Origin of the sequence: Listeria farberi (assembly GCF_014229245.1) — a bacterium.
GTDB classification, from domain to species: Bacteria; Bacillota; Bacilli; order Lactobacillales; family Listeriaceae; genus Listeria; species Listeria farberi.
The window spans coordinates 74,888-96,595 of record NZ_JAARZJ010000005.1; the positions used below are offsets into that span (position 1 = coordinate 74,888).

A 21,708-nucleotide genomic window follows, 5' to 3' on the forward strand; every position below is an offset into this window, starting at 1 on the left:
TCAAATTTCCACTCATTTTGAATTGTTTGGTTTTTGCTTTAAAACACGCCCTACTTTTAAAACATGAATCAAACTTTTCTTCACTTCATGAAAATCCATATTGGCCGCCGGTTTTCTGGCGATGATAATATATTCATTTTCAGGATTGATTTGGCTTTCTAGTTCATGGAATGATTGTCTTATGTATCGTTTAATTCTATTCCGACAGACAGCGTTTCCAATTTTTTTACTAACCGATAAACCAATTCGAAAATGATTTGATCCTTCTTGCCTTAAAGTATATACAACAAATTGACGGTTAGCAAAAGATTTTCCTCTTCGGAATACTTTTTGGAAATCGTCATTTTTTTTAATTCTATATTTTTTTTTCATACATTCTCCATCTTCTTACATATCTTAGTATAAGGCCGTTTGACTCAGTGATTTTTCAAAAAAAAAACCACTGAGTCGTTTTCAGTGGTCTACGCAGATAAAACTTTTCTTCCTTTACGACGACGACTTGCTAAAACTCTACGTCCGTTTTTAGTACTCATACGCGTACGGAAACCATGTACTTTTTTTCTTTTACGTTTACTTGGTTGATATGTTCTTTTCATTAATTACACCTCCCATGAAAGGGTCCAATCGAATTTATCTATTAGACAGTCTTAGATATTATACGTGAACTGGTCATTTTTGTCAATACTATTTAGACGAATTTCTATTTAGACTCCGTTCACTATCATATCATATTTTTATAGAGAGAAAAACCATTTTTCAAAATTTATTGAGTCAAATAGATATATTTTTCTCTAGTAGTATCTGGAATAATTATTTTACGTCCAGAAACCTCTACTAAATATCGTGCGAATTCACCAATTTTCTCAAATTCAGCCGGATATTCAAAAACTAGTTTCTCCTTTATTAAATAGTTATCAACGTAATGACTCGTTTCAGGCTGAAAAGATAGAAGTCCTTCAATAAAACGAATTACTTTGGTAAACTTTGGAATTTCCTGCTCTTCTTCTAAATCGGTAAAATGAAAAAACATCGTGTACACATGATTTTTTTTTATATTTACTGAAAAAGCTTCTTTATTTATATTACTTTTAGCAAATACTGTAAAATCATCAATTTCTGCTGGTTCCCGTTTGTCGTGAATAAGTAAATAACCAAACACATCATCAATGTTCCCGTTTTGTATAACTCGATAAAACTCTGTATCTCTTGTTTTCAAAAGCCGTTGAAATATCATTTTTCACAACCTCATCTTTTGTCTTTTTTCGTATTCTGCTAAATAGTTTAACACATTGGCACAATGAATTCCTTTCCCAGAAAATGTGGATAAGTAGTTAATATAAGCTTTTTATTGTGGATAACCTTTTAATTAAGTTCAAACTTATACACAATTAGTGGTTACTTACACACATTGACTTGTGGATAATTAATTCTAACAATTTCGTTACAGATTTCTTTACACACAAGTTATACACAAGTTAACTAGCTGTGGACAACCGTTTTTCACATCTGGACAGTTTTGTGGATAGATTTTGTAAGTCCTTGCTATCAGAGTGATTTTCTGATATTATAATTCCTGTCGAATAGAAATATAGCTGGGGAAAAATAAAGTTATCCACAAAACAATTTCACTTTGTGGATAATTTTTTAACAGTGTTTGGATAACCTTATCCATGGCTTTTTCTATCTGTGGATAACTTTAGATCATCCATTTACTTTACATAAAAAAGGGGGGTTACTAGTGCAATCAATTGAAGACATCTGGCAGGAAACACTGCAAATCGTTAAAAAAAATATGAGTAAACCTAGTTATGACACATGGATGAAATCAACAACCGCTCATTCACTTGAAGGTAACACGTTTATTATTTCAGCGCCTAATAATTTTGTTCGCGATTGGTTAGAGAAGAGCTACACTCAATTTATCGCTAACATTTTACAAGAAATAACTGGTCGCTTATTTGATGTCCGCTTTATTGATGGCGAGCAGGAAGAAAACTTTGAATACACTGTTATCAAGCCAAATCCAGCATTAGATGAAGATGGCATTGAAATTGGAAAGCATATGCTTAATCCAAGATATGTTTTTGATACATTTGTCATTGGTTCAGGGAACAGATTTGCTCATGCAGCATCACTTGCAGTAGCCGAAGCACCAGCAAAAGCATATAACCCGCTTTTCATTTACGGCGGAGTTGGCCTCGGTAAAACACATTTAATGCATGCAGTTGGTCATTACGTTCAACAACATAAAGATAATGCCAAAGTAATGTATCTTTCCAGCGAAAAATTCACTAATGAGTTTATTAGCTCCATCCGAGATAATAAAACCGAAGAATTCCGTACAAAATACCGGAATGTCGACGTCTTACTTATTGATGATATTCAATTTTTAGCTGGTAAAGAAGGAACGCAAGAGGAATTTTTCCATACATTTAATACGCTTTATGACGAACAAAAACAAATTATTATTTCTAGTGACAGACCACCAAAAGAAATTCCTACACTGGAAGATCGGCTTAGATCCCGCTTTGAATGGGGCTTAATTACTGATATTACGCCACCAGACTTAGAGACACGGATCGCCATTTTACGTAAAAAAGCAAAAGCAGACGGACTTGATATTCCAAATGAAGTCATGCTTTACATTGCAAACCAAATTGATTCGAATATTCGCGAGTTAGAAGGCGCACTCATTCGAGTAGTTGCTTATTCTTCTCTCGTTAATAAAGATATAACAGCTGGACTTGCGGCTGAAGCTCTAAAAGATATTATCCCCTCTTCAAAATCACAAGTCATTACGATTAGTGGGATTCAAGAAACAGTCGGCGAATATTTCCACGTTCGCTTGGAAGATTTTAAAGCAAAAAAACGGACGAAAAGTATTGCTTTTCCCCGCCAAATCGCTATGTATCTTTCAAGAGAGCTTACAGATGCCTCATTACCAAAAATCGGTGATGAATTTGGTGGACGCGATCACACAACCGTCATCCATGCACACGAAAAAATATCGCAGCTACTAAAAACCGATCAAGTGTTGAAAAACGACCTTGCTGAAATTGAAAAAAATTTAAGAAAGTCACAAAATATGTTTTAATAGATCTGTGTATAATGTGGATAACTGGAACATACTTACCCACAAGTTATCAACATGTGGAAAACTCTATGTCGCATGGCTTACAACCTACTTATCCACAAATCCACAGCGCCTGTTACTATTACTACGATTTTTTATTAATTAATTAAAGGTTTTTGAGATTTTACAAAATATAAAAAAATGGGGGATACTCATGAAATTTGTTATTGAGCGTGATCGTCTTGTCCAAGCAGTCAATGAAGTTACTCGTGCCATCTCTGCAAGAACAACGATTCCAATTCTAACGGGGATAAAAATAGTCGTAAATGATGAAGGTGTAACCCTTACTGGTAGTGATTCTGATATTTCTATCGAAGCATTTATTCCATTAATTGAAAATGATGAAGTAATTGTAGAAGTCGAAAGTTTTGGTGGTATTGTTCTTCAATCCAAGTACTTCGGAGATATCGTGCGTCGTTTACCTGAAGAAAATGTAGAAATTGAAGTTACAACAAATTATCAAACGAATATTAGTTCTGGCCAAGCATCCTTTACGTTAAACGGCTTAGATCCAATGGAATACCCAAAATTACCAGAAGTTACAGATGGTAAAAATATTAAAATTCCTATTAATGTCCTTAAAAACATTATTAGACAAACTGTTTTTGCTGTTTCTGCTATCGAAGTTCGCCCAGTACTTACTGGGGTAAACTGGATTATTAAAGATAACAAACTTAGCGCAGTTGCGACCGATAGTCATCGTTTAGCATTACGTGAAATTCCACTTGAAACAAACATTGATGAAGAATACAACATTGTTATTCCAGGAAAAAGCTTAGCTGAACTAAATAAAATTTTAGACGATGCAAGTGAATCCATTGAAATGACCCTTGCAAACAACCAAATTCTTTTTAAATTAAAAGATTTATTATTCTACTCTCGTTTACTTGAAGGTAGTTACCCAGATACATCACGCTTAATTCCAACTGATACTAAATCAGAACTTGTCATTAATTCCAAAGCATTTTTACAAGCAATTGATCGTGCTTCCCTACTTGCTCGCGAAAATCGTAATAACGTTATTAAATTAATGACACTCGAAAATGGTCAAGTAGAAGTATCCTCCAATTCTCCGGAAGTTGGGAATGTTTCTGAAAATGTCTTCAGCCAAAGCTTTACTGGCGAAGAAATTAAAATATCTTTTAACGGTAAATACATGATGGATGCCCTTCGTGCTTTCGAAGGTGATGATATTCAAATTTCCTTCTCTGGTACAATGAGACCTTTTGTACTTCGACCAAAAGATGCAGCCAATCCAAATGAAATTTTACAATTAATCACGCCGGTTAGGACTTACTAATCTCGCAAAAAAGCACATCCGTCTTGGTTTCAAGGCGGATTCTTTTTTTGTTATAGTACAGTTTTTGGATAGAAATGTATATTTATGCAAATGGAGGTAATTCTTAGCATGATGAAAGATATGACAACAGGTAATCCGACAAAATTAATTTTTTTATTCGCAATGCCAATGTTGATTGGAAACTTATTTCAACAATTTTATACGATGATTGATGCAGTTATTGTTGGAAAATTTGTTAGTGTGGATGCGCTGGCTGCTGTTGGTGCGACAAATTCGGTCAATTTTTTTATGATTTCTTTGATTATTGGACTTATGAGCGGGATTTCCGTTGTTGTTGCGCAGTATTTTGGATTTAAAGATTATGATCGTTTGAAAGATGTTATTGCTACGGCGACTTATGCAGTGGTTTTTTCAGCGATTATTTTAACCGTTGCAGGAGTTTTACTTGCAAAGCCACTACTAATTTTACTTAGAACACCAGCTAATATTTTAGATGATTCTACTATTTTTTTAACCACCCTATTTATTGGGATTTTACCGATGAGTTTGTATAATGGGATGGCGGCGATACTTCGAGCACTAGGAAATTCGATTACACCACTGATTTTTTTAATTTTATCGTCTTTAATGAATATTGCATTAGATTTTTTATTTGTTGTTTATATGGATATGGGTGTGCGTGGTGCTGCTATTGCGACGGTGCTTTCTCAAACTGCAGCAGCAATCGCAGTTATTTACTATGCTTATCGTCATGTTCCATTTATGCGAATAGAGCGTGCAAAATTCAAGTTGTCCACCCCACTACTTAAAGAAATGGTGCGAATTGGTCTTCCTTCTGGGTTACAAGGATCCTTTATTTCTATCGGAAATATGGCCCTTCAAAGTTTAATTAATGGTTTTGGTTCATCGGTTGTGGCGGCTTACACGGCGGCGAGTCGAATTGATTCACTTACATATCAACCAGGAATCGCTTTCGGAGCGGCTTCCTCCATGTTTGCTGGTCAGAATATTGGTGCTGGAAAAATTGATCGTGTGCGCGAAGGCTTTTGGTCAGGAATTAAAGTAGTTACAGCTATCAGTATTGGAATTACAATTTTAGTTCAGCTTTTTGCGCGTCAGTTTTTATTATTATTTGTAGATTCAAGTGAAACAGAAGTTATTAATATTGGTGTGAGTTACTTACTTATAGTGTCGCTATTTTACGTCGTTGTAGGGATTTTATTTGTTGTAAGAGAAACGCTGCGTGGCACTGGAGATGCGATGGTACCTTTAGCAATGGGGATTTTTGAGTTAGTTTCTAGGCTTGCTATCGGATTTATTTTATCCCTTTATATTGGTTATGTTGGGCTTTGGTGGGCGACCCCAGTGGCTTGGATTACTGCGACGATGCTCGGAGTATGGCGATATAAATCAGGAGCCTGGCAAAAAAAAGCAGTTATCCGACGAAAATAGCAATTTAAAATAAAAAACGCCACAGAAGCTCATATTTTCTTTTTTTGAATAAATAATATCCCCCCATTAGTTTTACTAAAAAAAGCTGAAAAACGAATATATGAAAATATTCTTTGTATTATTGGCAAAACTTTAGTAAAATAGAAGGTAGTGATAAAAAAAGATTGGGCGTGAAATTTTTGGCTGAAACAGTAAAGATAAATAGTGAGTTCGTAACGCTTGGTCAACTTTTACAAATGATTGATGTAGTTTCAACTGGAGGAATGGCAAAAGCGTACCTTAGTGAAAATACGATTTACATCAACGGAGAAGAAGATAATCGCCGGGGGAAAAAGCTTCGTAATGGTGATATAATCTTAGTTCCTGGTGTTGGAAAAGTAAAAATTGAGCAAGGATAATAGCAGATGCATTTAGAAAGCATTGTTTTAAGAAATTTCCGTAATTATGAAAACTTAGAACTAGAATTTTCCCCGTCTGTGAATGTTTTCCTTGGAGAGAATGCACAAGGTAAAACCAACCTTTTGGAAGCTGTATTAATGCTTGCTCTTGCAAAATCACATCGGACAACCAATGATAAAGATTTTATTATGTGGGAAAAAGAAGAAGCCAAAATGGAAGGACGAATAGTAAAGCGCGGGCAAACAGTGCCTTTAGAGCTTGCTATCACTCAAAAAGGCAAGCGAGCTAAGGTCAACCATCTGGAACAAAAGAAACTAAGTCAATATGTTGGTAATTTAAACGTGGTTATTTTTGCCCCAGAAGATTTATCGCTTGTGAAAGGTGCTCCAGGAGTTAGGCGCCGATTTTTAAATATGGAAATTGGGCAGATGCAGCCGATTTATTTGCATAATTTGAGTGAGTATCAGCGGATTTTACAGCAACGAAATCAATATTTGAAGATGTTACAAATGAAACGCAGAGTTGATCCAATGTTGCTGGATATTTTAACAGAGCAATTTGCAGATGTCGCTATTAACTTGACGAAAAGACGAGCTGATTTTATTCAAAAATTAGAGGCATATGCAGCGCCGATTCATCACCAAATTTCACGAGGATTAGAAACGCTTAAAATCGAATATAAAGCTTCTGTTGTGTTAAATGGAGAGAACCCTGACACATGGAAAGCGGATTTACTTCAAAAAATGGAATCAATCAAACAAAGAGAAATCGACCGTGGTGTCACACTTATCGGGCCACATCGGGATGATTCTCTGTTTTATATTAATGGGCAAAATGTACAAGATTTTGGTTCGCAAGGCCAGCAACGGACAACAGCGCTTTCTGTAAAATTAGCAGAAATTGACCTAATTCATGAAGAAACTGGGGAATATCCGGTTCTGCTTCTTGACGATGTACTTAGTGAACTGGATGATTACCGTCAATCGCATTTGCTCGGGGCTATTGAAGGGAAAGTACAAACCTTTGTAACAACCACAAGTACGAGCGGAATCGATCATAATACGCTCAAACAAGCAACGACATTTTATGTAGAAAAAGGTACAGTAAAAAAATCCTAATTTAGGTTAATATAATTTGATGAATAAGAAAGTGCGGTGGAATAATTAATGTCAGAAGAAAATATCACAAATGTACATGAAAATGCTTCAGATTATAACGAAGATCAAATACAAGTACTAGAAGGTCTAGAAGCTGTAAGAAAAAGACCTGGTATGTATATTGGTTCAACTAGCCAACGTGGGCTCCATCACCTTGTATGGGAAATTGTTGATAATGCAATTGACGAGGCTCTTGCTGGTTTCTGTACAGAAATTGAAATTACAATTGAAGCTGATAATAGCATTACTGTTCGCGATAATGGACGCGGAATTCCAACTGGGATTAACGAAAAAATTGGTCGCCCAACAGTAGAAGTAATCTTTACGGTTCTTCATGCTGGTGGTAAATTTGGCGGCGGCGGATATAAAGTATCTGGTGGACTTCACGGAGTTGGTGCATCGGTAGTTAACGCTCTGTCAACTTCTCTTGAGGTATACGTTCACCGTGAAGGTCAAAAATATTACCAACGTTTTGAACGCGGTGATGTAGTGATGGATATGGAAGTACAAGGTGAAACAGATTACCGTGGAACTATTGTTCACTTTACGCCAGATCCGCAAATTTTCACTGAAACAACAGAATTTGATTTTGATACGCTTCGTACTCGTACACGCGAACTTGCTTTCTTGAATCGTGGTTTAACAATTTCGATTGAAGATAAACGTGAAGAGCACAAAGTTCGTAAAGATTTCCACTATGAAGGCGGAATTCGTTCTTATGTGGAGCATTTAAATAAAGCAAAAGATGTTATTCATGAGCCACCAATATATTTGGAAGGTGAACGTGATGACATTATGGTTGAGATTTCCATGCAATATAATACTGGATTCTCAAGCAATATTATTTCATTTGCGAACAATATCCACACGTATGAAGGCGGAACTCATGAATCTGGATTTAAAACAGCATTAACACGTGTTATTAATGACTATGCGCGCCGTAATAAAGTATTTAAAGATAGTGATGACAACCTTTCTGGTGAAGATGTACGTGAAGGCTTAACAGCGATTATTTCCATCAAACATCCGGATCCACAGTTTGAAGGACAAACAAAAACAAAACTTGGAAATTCAGAAGCTCGTTCTATCACGGATAAGCTGTTTTCTGAGGCTTTAAATAAATTTATGATGGAAAACCCAGACGTAGCTAAAAAAATCGTTGAGAAGGGCGTTGTGGCTTCTCGTGCACGTTTGGCTGCTAAGCGCGCCCGTGAAGTTGCTCGTAAAAGCAGTGGTTTAGAAATTTCTAGTTTACCTGGTAAATTAGCTGACTGTTCTTCACGGAACCCTGAAATTAGTGAACTTTACATTGTTGAGGGTGACTCAGCTGGTGGTTCAGCTAAACAAGGTCGTGACCGTTTATTCCAAGCGATTTTGCCAATTCGTGGTAAAATTTTGAACGTGGAAAAAGCTCGTTTAGACCGTATTTTAGCTAACGAAGAAATTCGAACTATTTTTACAGCGATGGGTACCGGTTTTGGAGGAGATTTTGATGTTTCTAAATCTCGATACCACAAATTAATTATTATGACTGATGCCGACGTTGATGGTGCACATATTCGTACATTACTTCTTACGCTATTTTATCGTTATATGCGTCCTCTGCTTGATGCAGGTTATATTTATATTGCACAACCACCGCTTTATCAAATTAAGCATGGTAAACAAATCGAGTACGTATATAGTGACGGACAATTAGAAGATTATCTAGCAAGCCTTGATGGAGACACTAAATACAGCATTCAACGATATAAAGGTCTTGGAGAAATGAACCCAGAACAACTTTGGGATACAACCATGAATCCAGAACACCGTACACTACTTCAAGTGAATATCAAAGACGCTATTGATGCCGATGAAACTTTTGAAATGTTGATGGGTGACCGCGTGGAACCTCGTCGTAAATTCATTGAAGACAACGCGCAATACGTTAAAAACTTGGATGTTTAATAAATATTTCCCGGGTAATATTTGGGCTATTAATTGTTTTTAAAAGGTATGAACTAGATTCAGCCTTACTTTTGAAAGGGAGGTTTCTCTAACAATGGCAGAAACACCAAATCAACGAATAACAGAGATAAACTTAAATAAAGAAATGCGGACATCATTCTTAGACTATGCGATGAGTGTAATTGTTGCCCGCGCCCTACCAGATGTTCGTGACGGATTAAAACCAGTTCACCGTCGTATTCTATATGCGATGAATGACCTAGGTATGACTTCTGATAAAGCGTACAAGAAATCAGCGCGTATTGTTGGGGAAGTTATTGGTAAGTATCACCCCCATGGCGATACAGCGGTTTATTTTACAATGGTTCGGATGGCGCAAGATTTTAGTTACCGTAATATGCTAGTTGATGGACATGGTAACTTTGGTTCGGTCGATGGTGATATGGCAGCAGCAATGCGTTATACAGAAGCTCGTATGTCAAAAATTTCGATGGAATTACTTCGTGATATTAACAAAGACACCATTGATTACGCTGATAACTATGATGGTTCTGAACGTGAGCCAGTTATTTTACCGGCGCGTTTTCCTAACTTACTTGTCAATGGTTCGTCAGGTATTGCGGTTGGTATGGCTACGAATATTCCTACCCATCATCTGGGTGAAGTAATTGACGGCGTTTTAGCGCTTAGTCATGATCCAGAAATTACTATTCGTGATTTAATGGAATATATCCCAGGCCCTGACTTCCCAACTGCTGGGATGATCATGGGACGCAGTGGAATCCGTCGCGCTTATGAAAGTGGCCGTGGTTCGATTACTGTTCGTGGTCGTGTCGATATTGAAGAAAAGAAAAATGGTAAAGAAACCATCGTAATTACCGAAATTCCTTACCAAGTGAATAAAGCGCGCCTAGTTGAGCGTATTGCTGAATTAGCTCGTGAGAAAAAAATCGATGGTATCACTTCCCTAAATGATGAGTCTGACCGTTCAGGAATGCGGATTGTTATTGAAGTTCGTCGTGATATTAGTGCAAGTGTTATCGTGAATAATTTATTCAAAATGACAGCACTTCAAACTACTTTTGGTATTAATATGCTCGCACTGGTCGATAACCATCCAAAAGTACTTAATTTAAAAGAAATACTTTATCATTATTTAGAACATCAAAAAGTAGTTATTCGACGCCGTACGGAATTTGAGCTTCGTAAAGCAGAAGCACGCGCTCATATTTTAGAAGGTTTACGAATTGCACTTGATAACATTGACGCGATTATTAAATTAATTCGTGGATCAAAAACTTCCGATGTTGCTAAAGAGGGCTTGATGACACAGTTCAACCTTTCTGATAAACAAGCGCAAGCCATTTTAGACATGCGTTTGCAACGTTTAACAGGTTTAGAACGTGAAAAAATTGAAGAAGAATATCAAAACTTAGTGGCATTAATTAACGATTTAAAAGCTATTTTAGCTGATGATGAACGTATTCTTGAAATTATTCGTGAAGAATTAGAAGAAATCAAAGTTAAATATGCGGATAAACGTCGTACAGAAATCTTGGCTGGTGATTTAGTGAGCCTTGAAGATGAAGACTTAATCCCTGAAGAAGAAGTGGCGATTACGCTAACTAAACGTGGCTATATTAAACGTTTGCCACTGTCGACGTATCGTAGTCAACGTCGTGGTGGTCGTGGTATTCAAGGAATGTCTACACATGAAGATGACTTCGTAGAACACCTTGTCGCAACGAGCACGCATGATACATTACTATTTTTCACTAATACGGGTAAAGTTTATCGTTCAAAAGGTTATGAAGTGCCTGAATACGGTCGTACCGCGAAAGGTATCCCAATCATCAACTTACTTGGAATCGAAAGCCAAGAACAAGTGAATGCGGTGATAAATCTATCCGAATTCACTGATGACAGCTACCTATTCTTCACTACTAAACATGGTGTTGTGAAGCGTACAACCCTTTCTCAATTTGCGAAAATCCGTCAAAGTGGTCTTCGTGCTGTAGAACTTCGCGAAAACGATGAACTAATTTCCGTTCAAATGACAGATGGTACTAAAAACATGATTATCGCAACGAAACATGGACAATCTATCTACTTCCCAGAAGAAAATATTCGCGTAATGGGCCGTACAGCTGCCGGTGTCCGTGGTATTAGACTTCGTGAAGATGATGAAGTTATTGGTATGGAAGTACTTGAAGATAATGAAAAAGTACTCGTTGTAACAGAAAAAGGATATGGTAAACAAACCCCAGCTTCCCAATATCCACTTCGTAATCGTGGTGGTATGGGTGTTAAAACTGTTACAATTACAGAGAAAAATGGTAATTTAGTAGCAATGAAAACTGTTACTGGTGAAGAGGACTTAATGCTAATGACCGTGAGTGGTGTATTAATTCGTTTTGAAATCGATACTGTTTCTCAAACTGGTCGTAGTGCAATGGGTGTTAAACTCATTCGTCTTGATGAGAATGAAAAAGTAGCCACTGTTGCAAAAGTGCCAAAAGAAGAAGATGAAGTAGAGCTTGAGGAAGAAATTGACGAAACATTAATCACACAAGTTCCTGATGAAAGTTTTGAAGATACCCCTGGAAGCGATATAGAAGAATAAAACAAAGCTGGAAATGACTCTAATTTACGAATTAGAACGATTTTCCAGCTTTTTTTAATGCAAAAAGCGCTTTTTGATTATATTTTATGTATAATATCCTTAATACGTCTAAAAAAGGGAAGAGTTGAAAAAAATGCGCAAACTGTTTCAATTTCTGTTTATAGCAGTAGTTTTATTTTTAGTGGAATATGTTTTAATCAATCAAGCAGCTATATTATTTATAGCAACAAGCGGGATTATCCAATTATGCGGGGTTATTATTGCAATTCGACTACTACTGTTTGATCAACGGAATACTAGCTCAAAAGTCGCCTGGATTGCGGTTATTTTCTTTTTACCTGTACTCGGAACTATTAGTTACCTTGTGTTTGGTAGAAATCCAGCAACGAGAAAATTCAGCACAGCTCAAGTAATGGAAAAAGCTAAACTAATTAATGCGATTCATGCAATTCCAAATAACACCAATGAAAAGTTACCACAGCTATCTAAAAGAATTGCGCATTTAACATCCATAGAGCCAATTAAAGGAAATAAAATTGAAATACTAACAAATGGTGAAGAAACTTTTCCAGTGCTCTTAGACGCGCTGAGAAAAGCAGAAAACCACATCCATATTCAATATTACATTTTTAAAACAGATGCGATTTCTACCGAGATTCGTGATATTTTGGTGGAAAAGGCGAAATCTGGTGTGGAAGTTAGATTTATGTTTGATGGACTAGGTTCAAGTAAACTTCATAAAGCATTTCTAGCTCCTCTAAAAGAAGCTGGAGTTAGTATTCACGCGTTTGATCCAATTGCTTCACCGTGGATTGTAAGAACTGTCAATTTAAGAAATCACCGTAAAATTGTAGTGATTGATGGCCAAATTGGTTTTACAGGTGGGCTAAATATTGGGGAAGAATATCGTTCTAATACGCCCGATTTTCGTGTGTGGCGTGATACACATATTAAAATAACAGGACAAGCTGTTATCGAACTACAAGAATCTTTTCTAAATGATTGGGTTTACATGGAAAATAAGGCTGGTGCTGCTGATGAGTTTATTAGCGAAACTGGTTTAAAACAGTACTTTTCACCTGATGATGTGGGTGATGAATGGGCTCAAGTTATCTACGGTGGACCATATGATAAAGAAAAATGGGTTCGTGATTCGATGCTTGATTTGATTGATTCCGCTAAAGAATCAGTTTGGATTGTATCGCCTTATTTTGTTCCAGATGAGGAGTCGCTTGCGGTTATTCGCCGGGTTGCGATGAGTGGTGTTGACGTGCGAGTAATTATTCCTGGTAAAGGAGATCGCGGGATTTCATTTCACGGAAGTAATGCTTACGTAAAAACAATGATTGAAGCAGGCGCGAAAATGTATGCTTATGCTGATGATTCTTTTGTTCATGCGAAGGCTATGTTAGTGGATGGGACACGTGCAGCTATTGGGACTGCCAATTTTGACGTGCGTAGTTTTAGATTGAATCATGAATTAATGGTATTCTTATATGATGAAAGCGAGGCTATGCATCATTTAAAACGAGATTTTGAGAAAGATTTTGAAGATAGCCGACTATTTACGATGAAAGATATGGAAAATAAACCTTTATTGACTCGTATAAAAGAAGTTCTATCCAGTTTACTATCACCAATTTTATAATTTAGGAGTGGAAAAATGAGTGGAGATTTAAAACTTAGACCGCTTGAACGAGAAGATTTAAAATTTGTTCACCGGTTAAATAATGACGCGAAAATAATGTCTTATTGGTTTGAAGAGCCATATGAGGCGTTTGTGGAGCTTCAGGAGCTATATGATAAGCACATTCACGACCAATCAGAGCGCCGTTTTATTTTAGAATTAGATGGTCAAATGGTTGGATTAGTTGAGATAATGGAAATTGATTATATTCACCGAAGAGCGGAATTTCAAATTATTATTGATCCTAAGTTTCAGGGACATGGTTACGCTGTTTCTGCCACAAAACTCGCGATGAAATACGCTTTTCACGTACTAAATCTGCATAAACTATATTTAGTCGTCGATAAAGTAAACGAAAAAGCAATTCATGTCTATGAAAAAGTTGGTTTTATTCGTGAAGGCGAGCTAATTGATGAATTTTTTGTTGATGGAACATACCACGATGCAATTCGGATGTGTATTTTCCAACATCAATATCAAGAAATGGATATTTAAAAGGTGATTGGCGTGGGAAAAGTTGCGCCAGTCATTGTTTTGGGTCAAAAAAAGTTCTATAATAAGGTTTTAGTGAAAAAATTATGGTATCATGAAGTATTAAAGTTTGTATTATTTTGATGGAGAAAGGATTGGCGTGCATTGGCTACAGGCATTGGGACAGCTAAAATGATATTATGCGGAGAACATGCAGTTGTATACGGAGAACCGGCGATTTCAGTCCCATTTACACAAGCAATAGTAACGACAAATGTAGAAACTTCTACAAAAACCAAATTTTCTTCGGCATTTTTTACAGGTGATTTAGACAATATGCCTGATTTCTTAGCAGGAATCAAAGCATTAGTAGTAGATGTTTTAAACGAAATTGGTAAAGGTGAATGTGTATCTATTCATGTAACTTCAGGCGTTCCAATTGGCCGAGGTTTAGGTTCAAGTGCCGCTGTAGCAACGAGTATTGCTCGCGGGTTATATAAATATTTTAAGCAAGAATTAGACCCGAAAAAATTATTAGCTATTGTAAATGCAGCAGAAAAAATTGCCCATGGAAATGCTAGTGGAGTTGATGCGATTACAGTCGTGAGTGAAAAGCCCGTCTGGTATGAGCGAGATCGAAAACTAGAAATTATGCACTTTCCCCAAAAAATAACATTCGTAGTAGCAGATACTGGAGTTCCAAGTGAAACTAGAGATGCGGTAAAGGATGTTCAAATTTTATATAAAGAAAATCAAGCGCAGATTGGGAAAATAATTCACCATCTTGGCGATATTTCCCGGGAAATAAAGACTCATTTAGAAGGCGATGCAGATACTATGAAAATAGGTGCTGCAATGAATAAAGCTCAATCTTATTTGGAAACTTTGACAGTTAGTGACAGCAGTTTAGAGAAATTAATTAAAGTAGCTAGAAGTAGTGGTGCAGACGGGGCGAAACTTACAGGTGGCGGTAGAGGCGGATGTATTATCGCTGTAGCAAAAAATCAAGAAATCGCTGAACAAATAACGAAGGCGCTTCATAATGCTGGAGCTGCACAAGAATGGATTTTTACGATTGGAGAAGGTAGCTATGAGAGCGACAGCCATCGCACACACGAATGTGGCGCTAATTAAATACTGGGGAAAACGCGATGAACACTTGATTCTACCTGCAAACAGTAGTTTATCCTTCACGGTAGATAAATTTTATACAAAAACAACGGTAGAATGGGATGAAAACTTAGCCCAAGATACATTTATTTTAAATAATGAACAAAAAACGGATACAAAAGTAGCTCGTTTTATAGATAAAATGCGTGAAGAATTCGGTATTTCAGCAAAAGCAAAAATCACTTCCGAAAATCACGTCCCCACCGCGGCAGGACTTGCTTCATCAGCTTCTGCGTTTGCAGCTCTTGCGCTTGCAGGATCTAGTGCAGCTGGTAGGAAAGACTCAAAAGAATATATTTCCAGGCTGGCTCGTTTCGGTTCTGGTTCTGCTTCTCGTTCCGTATTCGGCGATTTTGTTATTTGGGAAAAAGGAGAGCTTGCTGACGGTAGTGATTCTTTTGCCGTTCCATTTACGAATAAACTATGTGACAAAATGTCGCTTGTAGTCGCAGTTGTTTCTGACAAAGAAAAGAAAGTTTCCAGTCGGGATGGAATGCGCCTAACTGTTGAAACATCCCCGTTTTTCGAAAAATGGGTTTCTGCTGCTGAAACAGACTTGGAAGAAATGAAACAAGCTATTTTAGATGAAGATTTCATCAAAGTTGGTGAAATTACAGAACGAAATGGAATGAAAATGCATGCGACAACGCTTGGTGCAGAGCCTCCTTTCACTTATTTTCAACCTCTGTCGCTAGAAATAATGGATGCTGTTAGAGAATTACGCGAAAATGGCATACCGGCCTATTTTACAATGGATGCTGGACCAAATGTTAAAGTTATTTGTGAGCGTGCAAATGAAAATATTGTAGCAGAGAAGTTGTCAGGTTTGGCTAAAAACGTTCTAATTTGCCACGCTGGTAAGGAAGCGAGTGTTGTATCAGATGAAAAATAAACTACAGGTTAAAATACCCGGAAAATTATATGTTGCTGGTGAATATGCGGTTGTAGAATCTGGTCATACAGCCATTCTAACCGCAGTTAACCGTTATATAACGCTGACACTTGAAGATAGTGAACGCAATGAATTATGGATTCCACACTATGAAAATCCAGTTTCATGGCCAGTTGGTGGCGAACTTAAACCTGATGGGGAACATTGGACTTTTACAGCTGAAGCAATTAATATCGCGACAACTTTTCTAAAATCAGAAGGAATCGAGCTAACTCCTGTGAAAATGGTTATTGAAACAGAGTTAATCGACCATTCTGGCGCAAAATATGGACTAGGTTCAAGCGCAGCGGCAACAGTTGCTGTAATCAACGCGCTAATGACGAAATTTTATCCAGAAATATCAATGCTTAAAAAATTCAAACTAGCTGCCCTTTCACATTTAGTTGTGCAAGGTAATGGTTCTTGTGGTGATATTGCTTCTTGTATGTATGGTGGCTGGATTGCTTATACCACGTTTGATCAGGAGTGGGTGAAGCATCGTTTAGCTTATAAATCGCTCGAATGGTTTATGAAAGAACCGTGGCCAATGCTTCAAATCGAAACATTAGAAGAACCAGTACCGACTTTTTCTGTAGGTTGGACGGGCACACCTGTAAGTACCGGAAAACTAGTTTCGCAAATTCATGCATTTAAGCAAGAAGATAGCAAGAATTATCAACATTTTTTAACTAGAAATAATGAGATTATGAAGCAAATAATTCAAGCTTTCCATACGAAAGATGAGGAATTGCTTTATTCATCTATTAAAGAAAATCGTCGCATTCTCCAAGAACTCGGAACAAAAGCTGGCGTAAATATTGAAACCAGCTTATTAAAAGAACTAGCGGACTCAGCCGAAAACATGGGTGGTGCAGGAAAATCATCTGGCTCTGGTGGCGGCGACTGCGGAATAGCTTTCTCGAAAACGAAAGAACTAGCCGAAAAACTCGTAAATGAGTGGGAAAAACTTGGTATTAAGCATTTACCTTTCCATACGGGGAGAGTACAAATTACTGAATAAAATTTAAGCAACAAACTAAGATAAATTGTTTGTTGCTTTTTTTGTTTTAAATTTCACAATCAAGGGAATAGTGAACAGAATAAAAGTTTGTGAAATATTTAATATATCAGGTTTTTGAACTAAGGTATTAAATCAGATATAATGAGTTAGAGTATGAACATAGTGATTCTGAAAATGCTAATCAATTCAGAAAAAGTTTGTGAGCTTTTTAAAAGAATCACATAGAAAAAGCATTTTTTCAATTACATAGGAGTTTTAACAAGCTTCTTTCAGCACTCCGGTAATGGTATTTTTGCGCAAAAATACACATTAGAAAACATCAAAAGGAAAAGAGGGGATTCGGGTGTCAAAGGTACTTAAATCTTTGCTGCTTACGGCACTACTTGGGGTTACCGGCCTTATAAGTGGTTGTGGTGACTTGACGGTACTTAATCCAAAAGGGCCAGTTGCTAAAGGTCAGTCGGACTTAATAATTTATTCGATTATATTTATGCTGGTTATTGTTTTGACGATTTTTGTATTATTTACAATTATGTTGGTTAAATACCGCGAACGGAAAGACATTTCAAACTATGAGCCAGATATGCATGGTAGTAAAAAACTAGAAATTTTTTGGACATTGATTCCAGTTGCTATCGTTATTGCTCTAGCTATTCCAACTGTAAAAACAATTTATGCAGGAGAAGAAGCGCCTAAAGTGACTTCGCATAAAGATCCAATTGTTATTTATGCGACAAGTGCAGACTGGAAATGGATTTTTAGTTATCCAGATGAGTCAATTGAAACAGTGAACTATGTAAACATTCCAACAGACCGTCCTGTATTATTCAAATTAACTTCTGCAGATACGATGACAAGTTTTTGGGTACCACAATTAGGTGGACAAAAATACGCGATGTCAGGAATGACAATGAGTTTGTATTTACAAGCAGATGAAGTTGGTACGTATAAAGGTCGTAACGCAAACTTCAACGGTGAAGGTTTTGCGGATCAACGCTTTGATGTAATAGCTCAATCTGAAAAAGATTTTAAAAAATGGGCAAAAGAAACGAAAGCAAGCTCACCAGTTATTACACAAGACATATATGATCGTCTTTTAATTCCTGGAAGCTCTAAGAAAAAAACTTATTCTGGTACGCATTTAGCATTTGTTGATGTAGCAGCTGATCCAGAGTATGTTTTCTATGCCTACAAACGTTTTGGTTATGAGATGACAAATCCACATAATCCAAACACAAAATCAACCATTTCTGATGAACCTATGCTTCCAGTTCGTCCTGTTACAGTAACTAATCCACAATTTGAGCGACATGATATGAAGCCACAAATTATTAAAAACGGCGAAGGTTACCATGAGGACAAACACCGCGAAGACGAAATGAAGAAAATGGAAGAAGATATTCAAACAAATGAATTTAATAAAAAAGAATCGGATGACGCAGGGAACTAAAGGGGGGACATAAGACATGAAATGGAATGAGTTTATCGTAACTGGCGACCCAATGATTTTAGGTGCACAGATATCTATCGTACTGGTAAGTATTGGTGTTGTTGCGTTACTAACTTATACAAAAAAATGGAAGTGGCTCATGAAAGAGTGGATTTCTTCCGTTGATCATAAAAAAATTGGTATTATGTACTTGCTTGCTGCTGTCTTAATGTTTTTCCGTGGTGGTGTGGATGCGCTAATGATGCGTACCCAGCTCGCTTTACCGGACATGAAATTTTTAGACGCACAGCATTACAATGAAGTATTTTCTACACATGGAACGATTATGATTTTATTTATGGCGATGCCGTTTATTATCGGATTGATGAACATTGCAGTACCACTTCAAATTGGTGCGCGCGATGTAGCATTTCCATTTTTAAATAACTTGAGTTTTTGGACGTTCTTTATGGGAGCGATGCTATTTAACTTATCATTCGTAATTGGTGGTTCGCCAGATGCTGGTTGGACAAACTATGCGCCACTTGCGACAGATTTTAGCGCTGGATATGGAATTAACTTCTATCTTCTAGGTGTTCAAATCGCTGGTATTGGTACGCTGATGACGGGGATTAACTTTTTCGTCACGATTTTACGAATGCGTACAAAAGGTATGACTTTGATGAAAATGCCAATGTTTACTTGGTCTTCATTAATTACAAGTTTGATTATTATTTTCGCTTTCCCAGTTTTAACAATAGCGCTTGCACTAATGTCATTTGACCGATTGTTTGGGACAGCATTCTTCACGCTCACGAATGGCGGGCTCCCAATGATGTGGGCCAACTTGTTCTGGGTTTGGGGACATCCGGAAGTTTATATTGTTATTTTGCCAGCTTTCGGTATTTTCTCAGAAATTATCTCTACGTTCTCCAGGAAAAAATTATTCGGTTATCCGGCAATGGTTGCTGCGATGGTAGTTATTTCTTTACTAAGTTTCCTAGTTTGGGTCCATCATTTCTTTACAATGGGTTCAGGAGCGCTTGTTAACTCCTTCTTCTCTATTACAACGATGATGATTGCGATTCCGACGGGGATTAAAATATTCAACTGGCTCTTTACGATGTACAAAGGGCGAATAACCTTCACAACGCCAATGCTTTGGTCGCTTGCCTTTATCCCTAACTTTGTTGTTGGTGGGGTAACTGGTGTTATGCTTGCGATGGCTGCGGCCGATTATCAATATCACAATACGTATTTCTTAGTATCCCATTTCCATTACGTATTAATTGCTGGAACCGTGTTCTCCTGCTTTGCCGGGCTTACATACTGGTATCCAAAAATGGTCGGTTACAGACTGAATGAAAAAATTGGTAAATGGTTTTTCTGGATTTTTGTTGTTGGGTTTAACGTTTGTTTCTTCCCACAATATTTCTTAGGACTAGATGGTATGCCTCGTCGTATTTACACATACGTACAAGGCGATGGTTGGACAACGCTTAACTTTATTTCCACAGTGGGTGGATTCTTGATGGGTGTAGCATTCTTAGTTCTTTGCTACAACATTTACTACAGCCACAAAAATTCTAAACGTGAAGTTACTGGTGATCCGTGGGATGCTCGTACGCTTGAGTGGGCTACAAGTTCTGCAGTTCCTCCAAAATATAACTTTGCTGTTTTACCAGAATGGAATGACTTGGATGATTTCTGGAATAGAAAACAAAATGGTAATCCATATGTAAATGATAAAAATTATAAACCAATCCATATGCCAAGCAATACAATGGTCGGGTTTGTAATGTCTGTCTTCTTCTTCATTGCAGGTTTCGGTTTAGTCTTTTACTGGTATTGGTTAGGAATTATTGGGCTTATTGGTATTTTAGGATGTATGGTTTATCGTTCGTTCCAAAATAATGATGGCTACCATGTTGAAGTGGATGAAATTAAAGAAACAGAAGAACATAATGCGCGCGAACTTGCGACTGGTGTGAAGGAGGGGAACCCATGGAATCTGTAGAAACAAATAAAAATCTACCAATTGAATATAGGTCTGAACAAGGTCGATTAAATATTCTTGGTTTCTGGATTTTCCTTGGCGCCGAAATCGCGCTGTTTGCGACGTTGTTTGCGACATACTTTGTTATGAGGAAGGCTGGCTCAAATGCGGGTCATCCACCAGCAGAAATGTTTGAGCTTTGGCTTGTCTTAATAATGACGTTTTTACTTTTAACAAGTAGTTTTACGTGTGGTCTAGCAATTGGTGAGATGCGTAAAGGTAATGTGAAAATGTTGACGATTTACTCGATTATCACATTGATTCTTGGTGCTGGATTTGTTGGTTTTGAGCTGTATGAATTTGCGCACTATGTGACAGAGGGTGTTACGATGCAAGTTGGTTCTTATTGGTCGGCATTCTTCGTTCTGCTTGGGACACATGGACTTCACGTAACAATCGGGATTTTCTGGATTAGTTTTATTTTAATTCAAATTAAAATGCATGGTTTGACGCCAAAAACAGCATCAAAAGTATTTATTTCCAGTTTATACTGGCATTTCCTTGATGTTGTGTGGATTTTCATTTTCACCGGTGTCTATTTGCTAGGGATGGTGAACTAATATGACACAAAATAATAAACCAAATGCAGCACATGCTGAAGATGGCATTCCTTGGAAACATATTATTGGCTTTGCGCTATCTGTTATTTTAACGCTTCTAGCAGTCTGGGTGGCTCTTTATTCAACGCTAACAACAAATGTTAAGGTAGTTATTATTTTCATCTTTGCGTTCATTCAGGCAGCCCTACAGCTTCTGATGTTCATGCACATGACAGAAGGCCGCGATGGCAAAATTCAAATTGGTAATATTTTATTCGCAGCTCTTATTGCGATTATCGTAGTTATTGGTTCTTATTGGGTAATGGAAATTGGCCATATGAATCACTTGTTATAGTTTTTTAAAACTGGTATGGAATTCATTTTCTGTGC

General features: G+C 37.1%; 19 protein-coding genes. 16 read left to right on the forward strand and 3 right to left on the reverse strand.

Annotated elements, in window-relative coordinates:
• Positions 1–12: 12 nt before the first annotated feature.
• The 3 genes from rnpA to HCB45_RS05925 all read right to left on the reverse strand — a co-directional run bounded on the left by rnpA (position 13) and on the right by HCB45_RS05925 (position 1,234).
• The gene (rnpA, locus tag HCB45_RS05915) at positions 13–372 is read right to left on the reverse strand and encodes a ribonuclease P protein component (RefSeq protein WP_185607958.1); all 360 of its coding nucleotides are present in this window, start codon (positions 370–372) and stop codon (positions 13–15) included.
• A gap of 89 nt (positions 373–461) precedes the next feature.
• Positions 462–596, reverse strand: coding sequence for a 50S ribosomal protein L34 (rpmH, locus tag HCB45_RS05920; RefSeq protein ID WP_003718062.1), 135 nt, complete (start codon positions 594–596; stop codon positions 462–464).
• Between the two features lie 167 nt (positions 597–763).
• Positions 764–1,234, reverse strand: coding sequence for a hypothetical protein (locus HCB45_RS05925; protein WP_185319619.1), 471 nt, complete (start codon positions 1,232–1,234; stop codon positions 764–766).
• 504 nt (positions 1,235–1,738) lie between these two features.
• Between HCB45_RS05925 and dnaA the strand changes: the two genes are divergently transcribed.
• From dnaA to qoxD, 16 genes are all read left to right on the forward strand, one after another.
• Complete coding sequence (gene dnaA / locus HCB45_RS05930; RefSeq protein WP_003759425.1) at positions 1,739–3,094, forward strand: chromosomal replication initiator protein DnaA; 1,356 nt, start codon at positions 1,739–1,741, stop codon at positions 3,092–3,094.
• A 193-nt stretch (positions 3,095–3,287) separates the two neighbouring features.
• On the forward strand, positions 3,288–4,433 hold the full coding sequence (gene dnaN, locus HCB45_RS05935) for a DNA polymerase III subunit beta (protein ID WP_185319618.1): 1,146 nt from the start codon (positions 3,288–3,290) through the stop codon (positions 4,431–4,433).
• A gap of 108 nt (positions 4,434–4,541) precedes the next feature.
• Positions 4,542–5,885: an MATE family efflux transporter gene (locus tag HCB45_RS05940; protein WP_185319617.1), complete on the forward strand. Its 1,344-nt coding sequence runs from the start codon at positions 4,542–4,544 to the stop codon at positions 5,883–5,885.
• Between the two features lie 179 nt (positions 5,886–6,064).
• Complete coding sequence (yaaA, locus tag HCB45_RS05945) at positions 6,065–6,283, forward strand: S4 domain-containing protein YaaA (RefSeq protein WP_185319616.1); 219 nt, start codon at positions 6,065–6,067, stop codon at positions 6,281–6,283.
• Positions 6,284–6,289: 6 nt separating this feature from the next.
• A complete protein-coding gene (gene recF / locus HCB45_RS05950; RefSeq protein WP_185619220.1) occupies positions 6,290–7,402 on the forward strand; it encodes a DNA replication/repair protein RecF in 1,113 nt (370 codons plus the stop codon).
• A 48-nt stretch (positions 7,403–7,450) separates the two neighbouring features.
• Positions 7,451–9,391: a DNA topoisomerase (ATP-hydrolyzing) subunit B gene (gene gyrB, locus HCB45_RS05955; protein WP_185319614.1), complete on the forward strand. Its 1,941-nt coding sequence runs from the start codon at positions 7,451–7,453 to the stop codon at positions 9,389–9,391.
• A gap of 94 nt (positions 9,392–9,485) precedes the next feature.
• Positions 9,486–12,014: a DNA gyrase subunit A gene (gene gyrA / locus HCB45_RS05960; RefSeq protein WP_185319613.1), complete on the forward strand. Its 2,529-nt coding sequence runs from the start codon at positions 9,486–9,488 to the stop codon at positions 12,012–12,014.
• Between the two features lie 133 nt (positions 12,015–12,147).
• The gene (gene cls / locus HCB45_RS05965; protein ID WP_185619222.1) at positions 12,148–13,662 is read left to right on the forward strand and encodes a cardiolipin synthase; all 1,515 of its coding nucleotides are present in this window, start codon (positions 12,148–12,150) and stop codon (positions 13,660–13,662) included.
• A gap of 15 nt (positions 13,663–13,677) precedes the next feature.
• Positions 13,678–14,196, forward strand: coding sequence for a spermidine N1-acetyltransferase (gene speG, locus HCB45_RS05970; RefSeq protein WP_185319611.1), 519 nt, complete (start codon positions 13,678–13,680; stop codon positions 14,194–14,196).
• 141 nt (positions 14,197–14,337) lie between these two features.
• Positions 14,338–15,306, forward strand: coding sequence for a mevalonate kinase (mvk, locus tag HCB45_RS05975; protein WP_185619224.1), 969 nt, complete (start codon positions 14,338–14,340; stop codon positions 15,304–15,306).
• A complete protein-coding gene (gene mvaD / locus HCB45_RS05980) occupies positions 15,263–16,234 on the forward strand; it encodes a diphosphomevalonate decarboxylase (RefSeq protein WP_185619226.1) in 972 nt (323 codons plus the stop codon). Before mvk ends, mvaD begins: the two co-directional genes overlap by 44 nt.
• Positions 16,215–17,294, forward strand: coding sequence for a phosphomevalonate kinase (locus tag HCB45_RS05985; RefSeq protein ID WP_185319608.1), 1,080 nt, complete (start codon positions 16,215–16,217; stop codon positions 17,292–17,294). Before mvaD ends, HCB45_RS05985 begins: the two co-directional genes overlap by 20 nt.
• Before the next feature lie 343 nt (positions 17,295–17,637).
• Positions 17,638–18,744: a cytochrome aa3 quinol oxidase subunit II gene (gene qoxA / locus HCB45_RS05990; RefSeq protein WP_185619228.1), complete on the forward strand. Its 1,107-nt coding sequence runs from the start codon at positions 17,638–17,640 to the stop codon at positions 18,742–18,744.
• A 16-nt stretch (positions 18,745–18,760) separates the two neighbouring features.
• A complete protein-coding gene (gene qoxB / locus HCB45_RS05995; RefSeq protein WP_185319606.1) occupies positions 18,761–20,740 on the forward strand; it encodes a cytochrome aa3 quinol oxidase subunit I in 1,980 nt (659 codons plus the stop codon).
• A complete protein-coding gene (qoxC, locus tag HCB45_RS06000) occupies positions 20,728–21,339 on the forward strand; it encodes a cytochrome aa3 quinol oxidase subunit III (RefSeq protein WP_185619230.1) in 612 nt (203 codons plus the stop codon). Before qoxB ends, qoxC begins: the two co-directional genes overlap by 13 nt.
• 1 nt (position 21,340) lies before the next feature.
• Positions 21,341–21,673: a cytochrome aa3 quinol oxidase subunit IV gene (gene qoxD, locus HCB45_RS06005; protein ID WP_185619232.1), complete on the forward strand. Its 333-nt coding sequence runs from the start codon at positions 21,341–21,343 to the stop codon at positions 21,671–21,673.
• Positions 21,674–21,708 lie beyond the last annotated feature (35 nt).

Coding starts and splice junctions, on each gene's coding strand:
- rnpA (WP_185607958.1), bottom strand. CDS start 372: ATGAAAAAAAAATATAGAATTAAAAAAAATGACGATTTCCAAAAAGTA.
- rpmH (WP_003718062.1), bottom strand. CDS start 596: ATGAAAAGAACATATCAACCAAGTAAACGTAAAAGAAAAAAAGTACAT.
- HCB45_RS05925 (WP_185319619.1), bottom strand. CDS start 1,234: ATGATATTTCAACGGCTTTTGAAAACAAGAGATACAGAGTTTTATCGA.
- dnaN (WP_185319618.1), top strand. CDS start 3,288: ATGAAATTTGTTATTGAGCGTGATCGTCTTGTCCAAGCAGTCAATGAA.
- HCB45_RS05940 (WP_185319617.1), top strand. CDS start 4,542: ATGATGAAAGATATGACAACAGGTAATCCGACAAAATTAATTTTTTTA.
- recF (WP_185619220.1), top strand. CDS start 6,290: ATGCATTTAGAAAGCATTGTTTTAAGAAATTTCCGTAATTATGAAAAC.
- gyrB (WP_185319614.1), top strand. CDS start 7,451: ATGTCAGAAGAAAATATCACAAATGTACATGAAAATGCTTCAGATTAT.
- gyrA (WP_185319613.1), top strand. CDS start 9,486: ATGGCAGAAACACCAAATCAACGAATAACAGAGATAAACTTAAATAAA.
- cls (WP_185619222.1), top strand. CDS start 12,148: ATGCGCAAACTGTTTCAATTTCTGTTTATAGCAGTAGTTTTATTTTTA.
- speG (WP_185319611.1), top strand. CDS start 13,678: ATGAGTGGAGATTTAAAACTTAGACCGCTTGAACGAGAAGATTTAAAA.
- mvaD (WP_185619226.1), top strand. CDS start 15,263: ATGAGAGCGACAGCCATCGCACACACGAATGTGGCGCTAATTAAATAC.
- qoxB (WP_185319606.1), top strand. CDS start 18,761: ATGAAATGGAATGAGTTTATCGTAACTGGCGACCCAATGATTTTAGGT.
- qoxC (WP_185619230.1), top strand. CDS start 20,728: ATGGAATCTGTAGAAACAAATAAAAATCTACCAATTGAATATAGGTCT.
- qoxD (WP_185619232.1), top strand. CDS start 21,341: ATGACACAAAATAATAAACCAAATGCAGCACATGCTGAAGATGGCATT.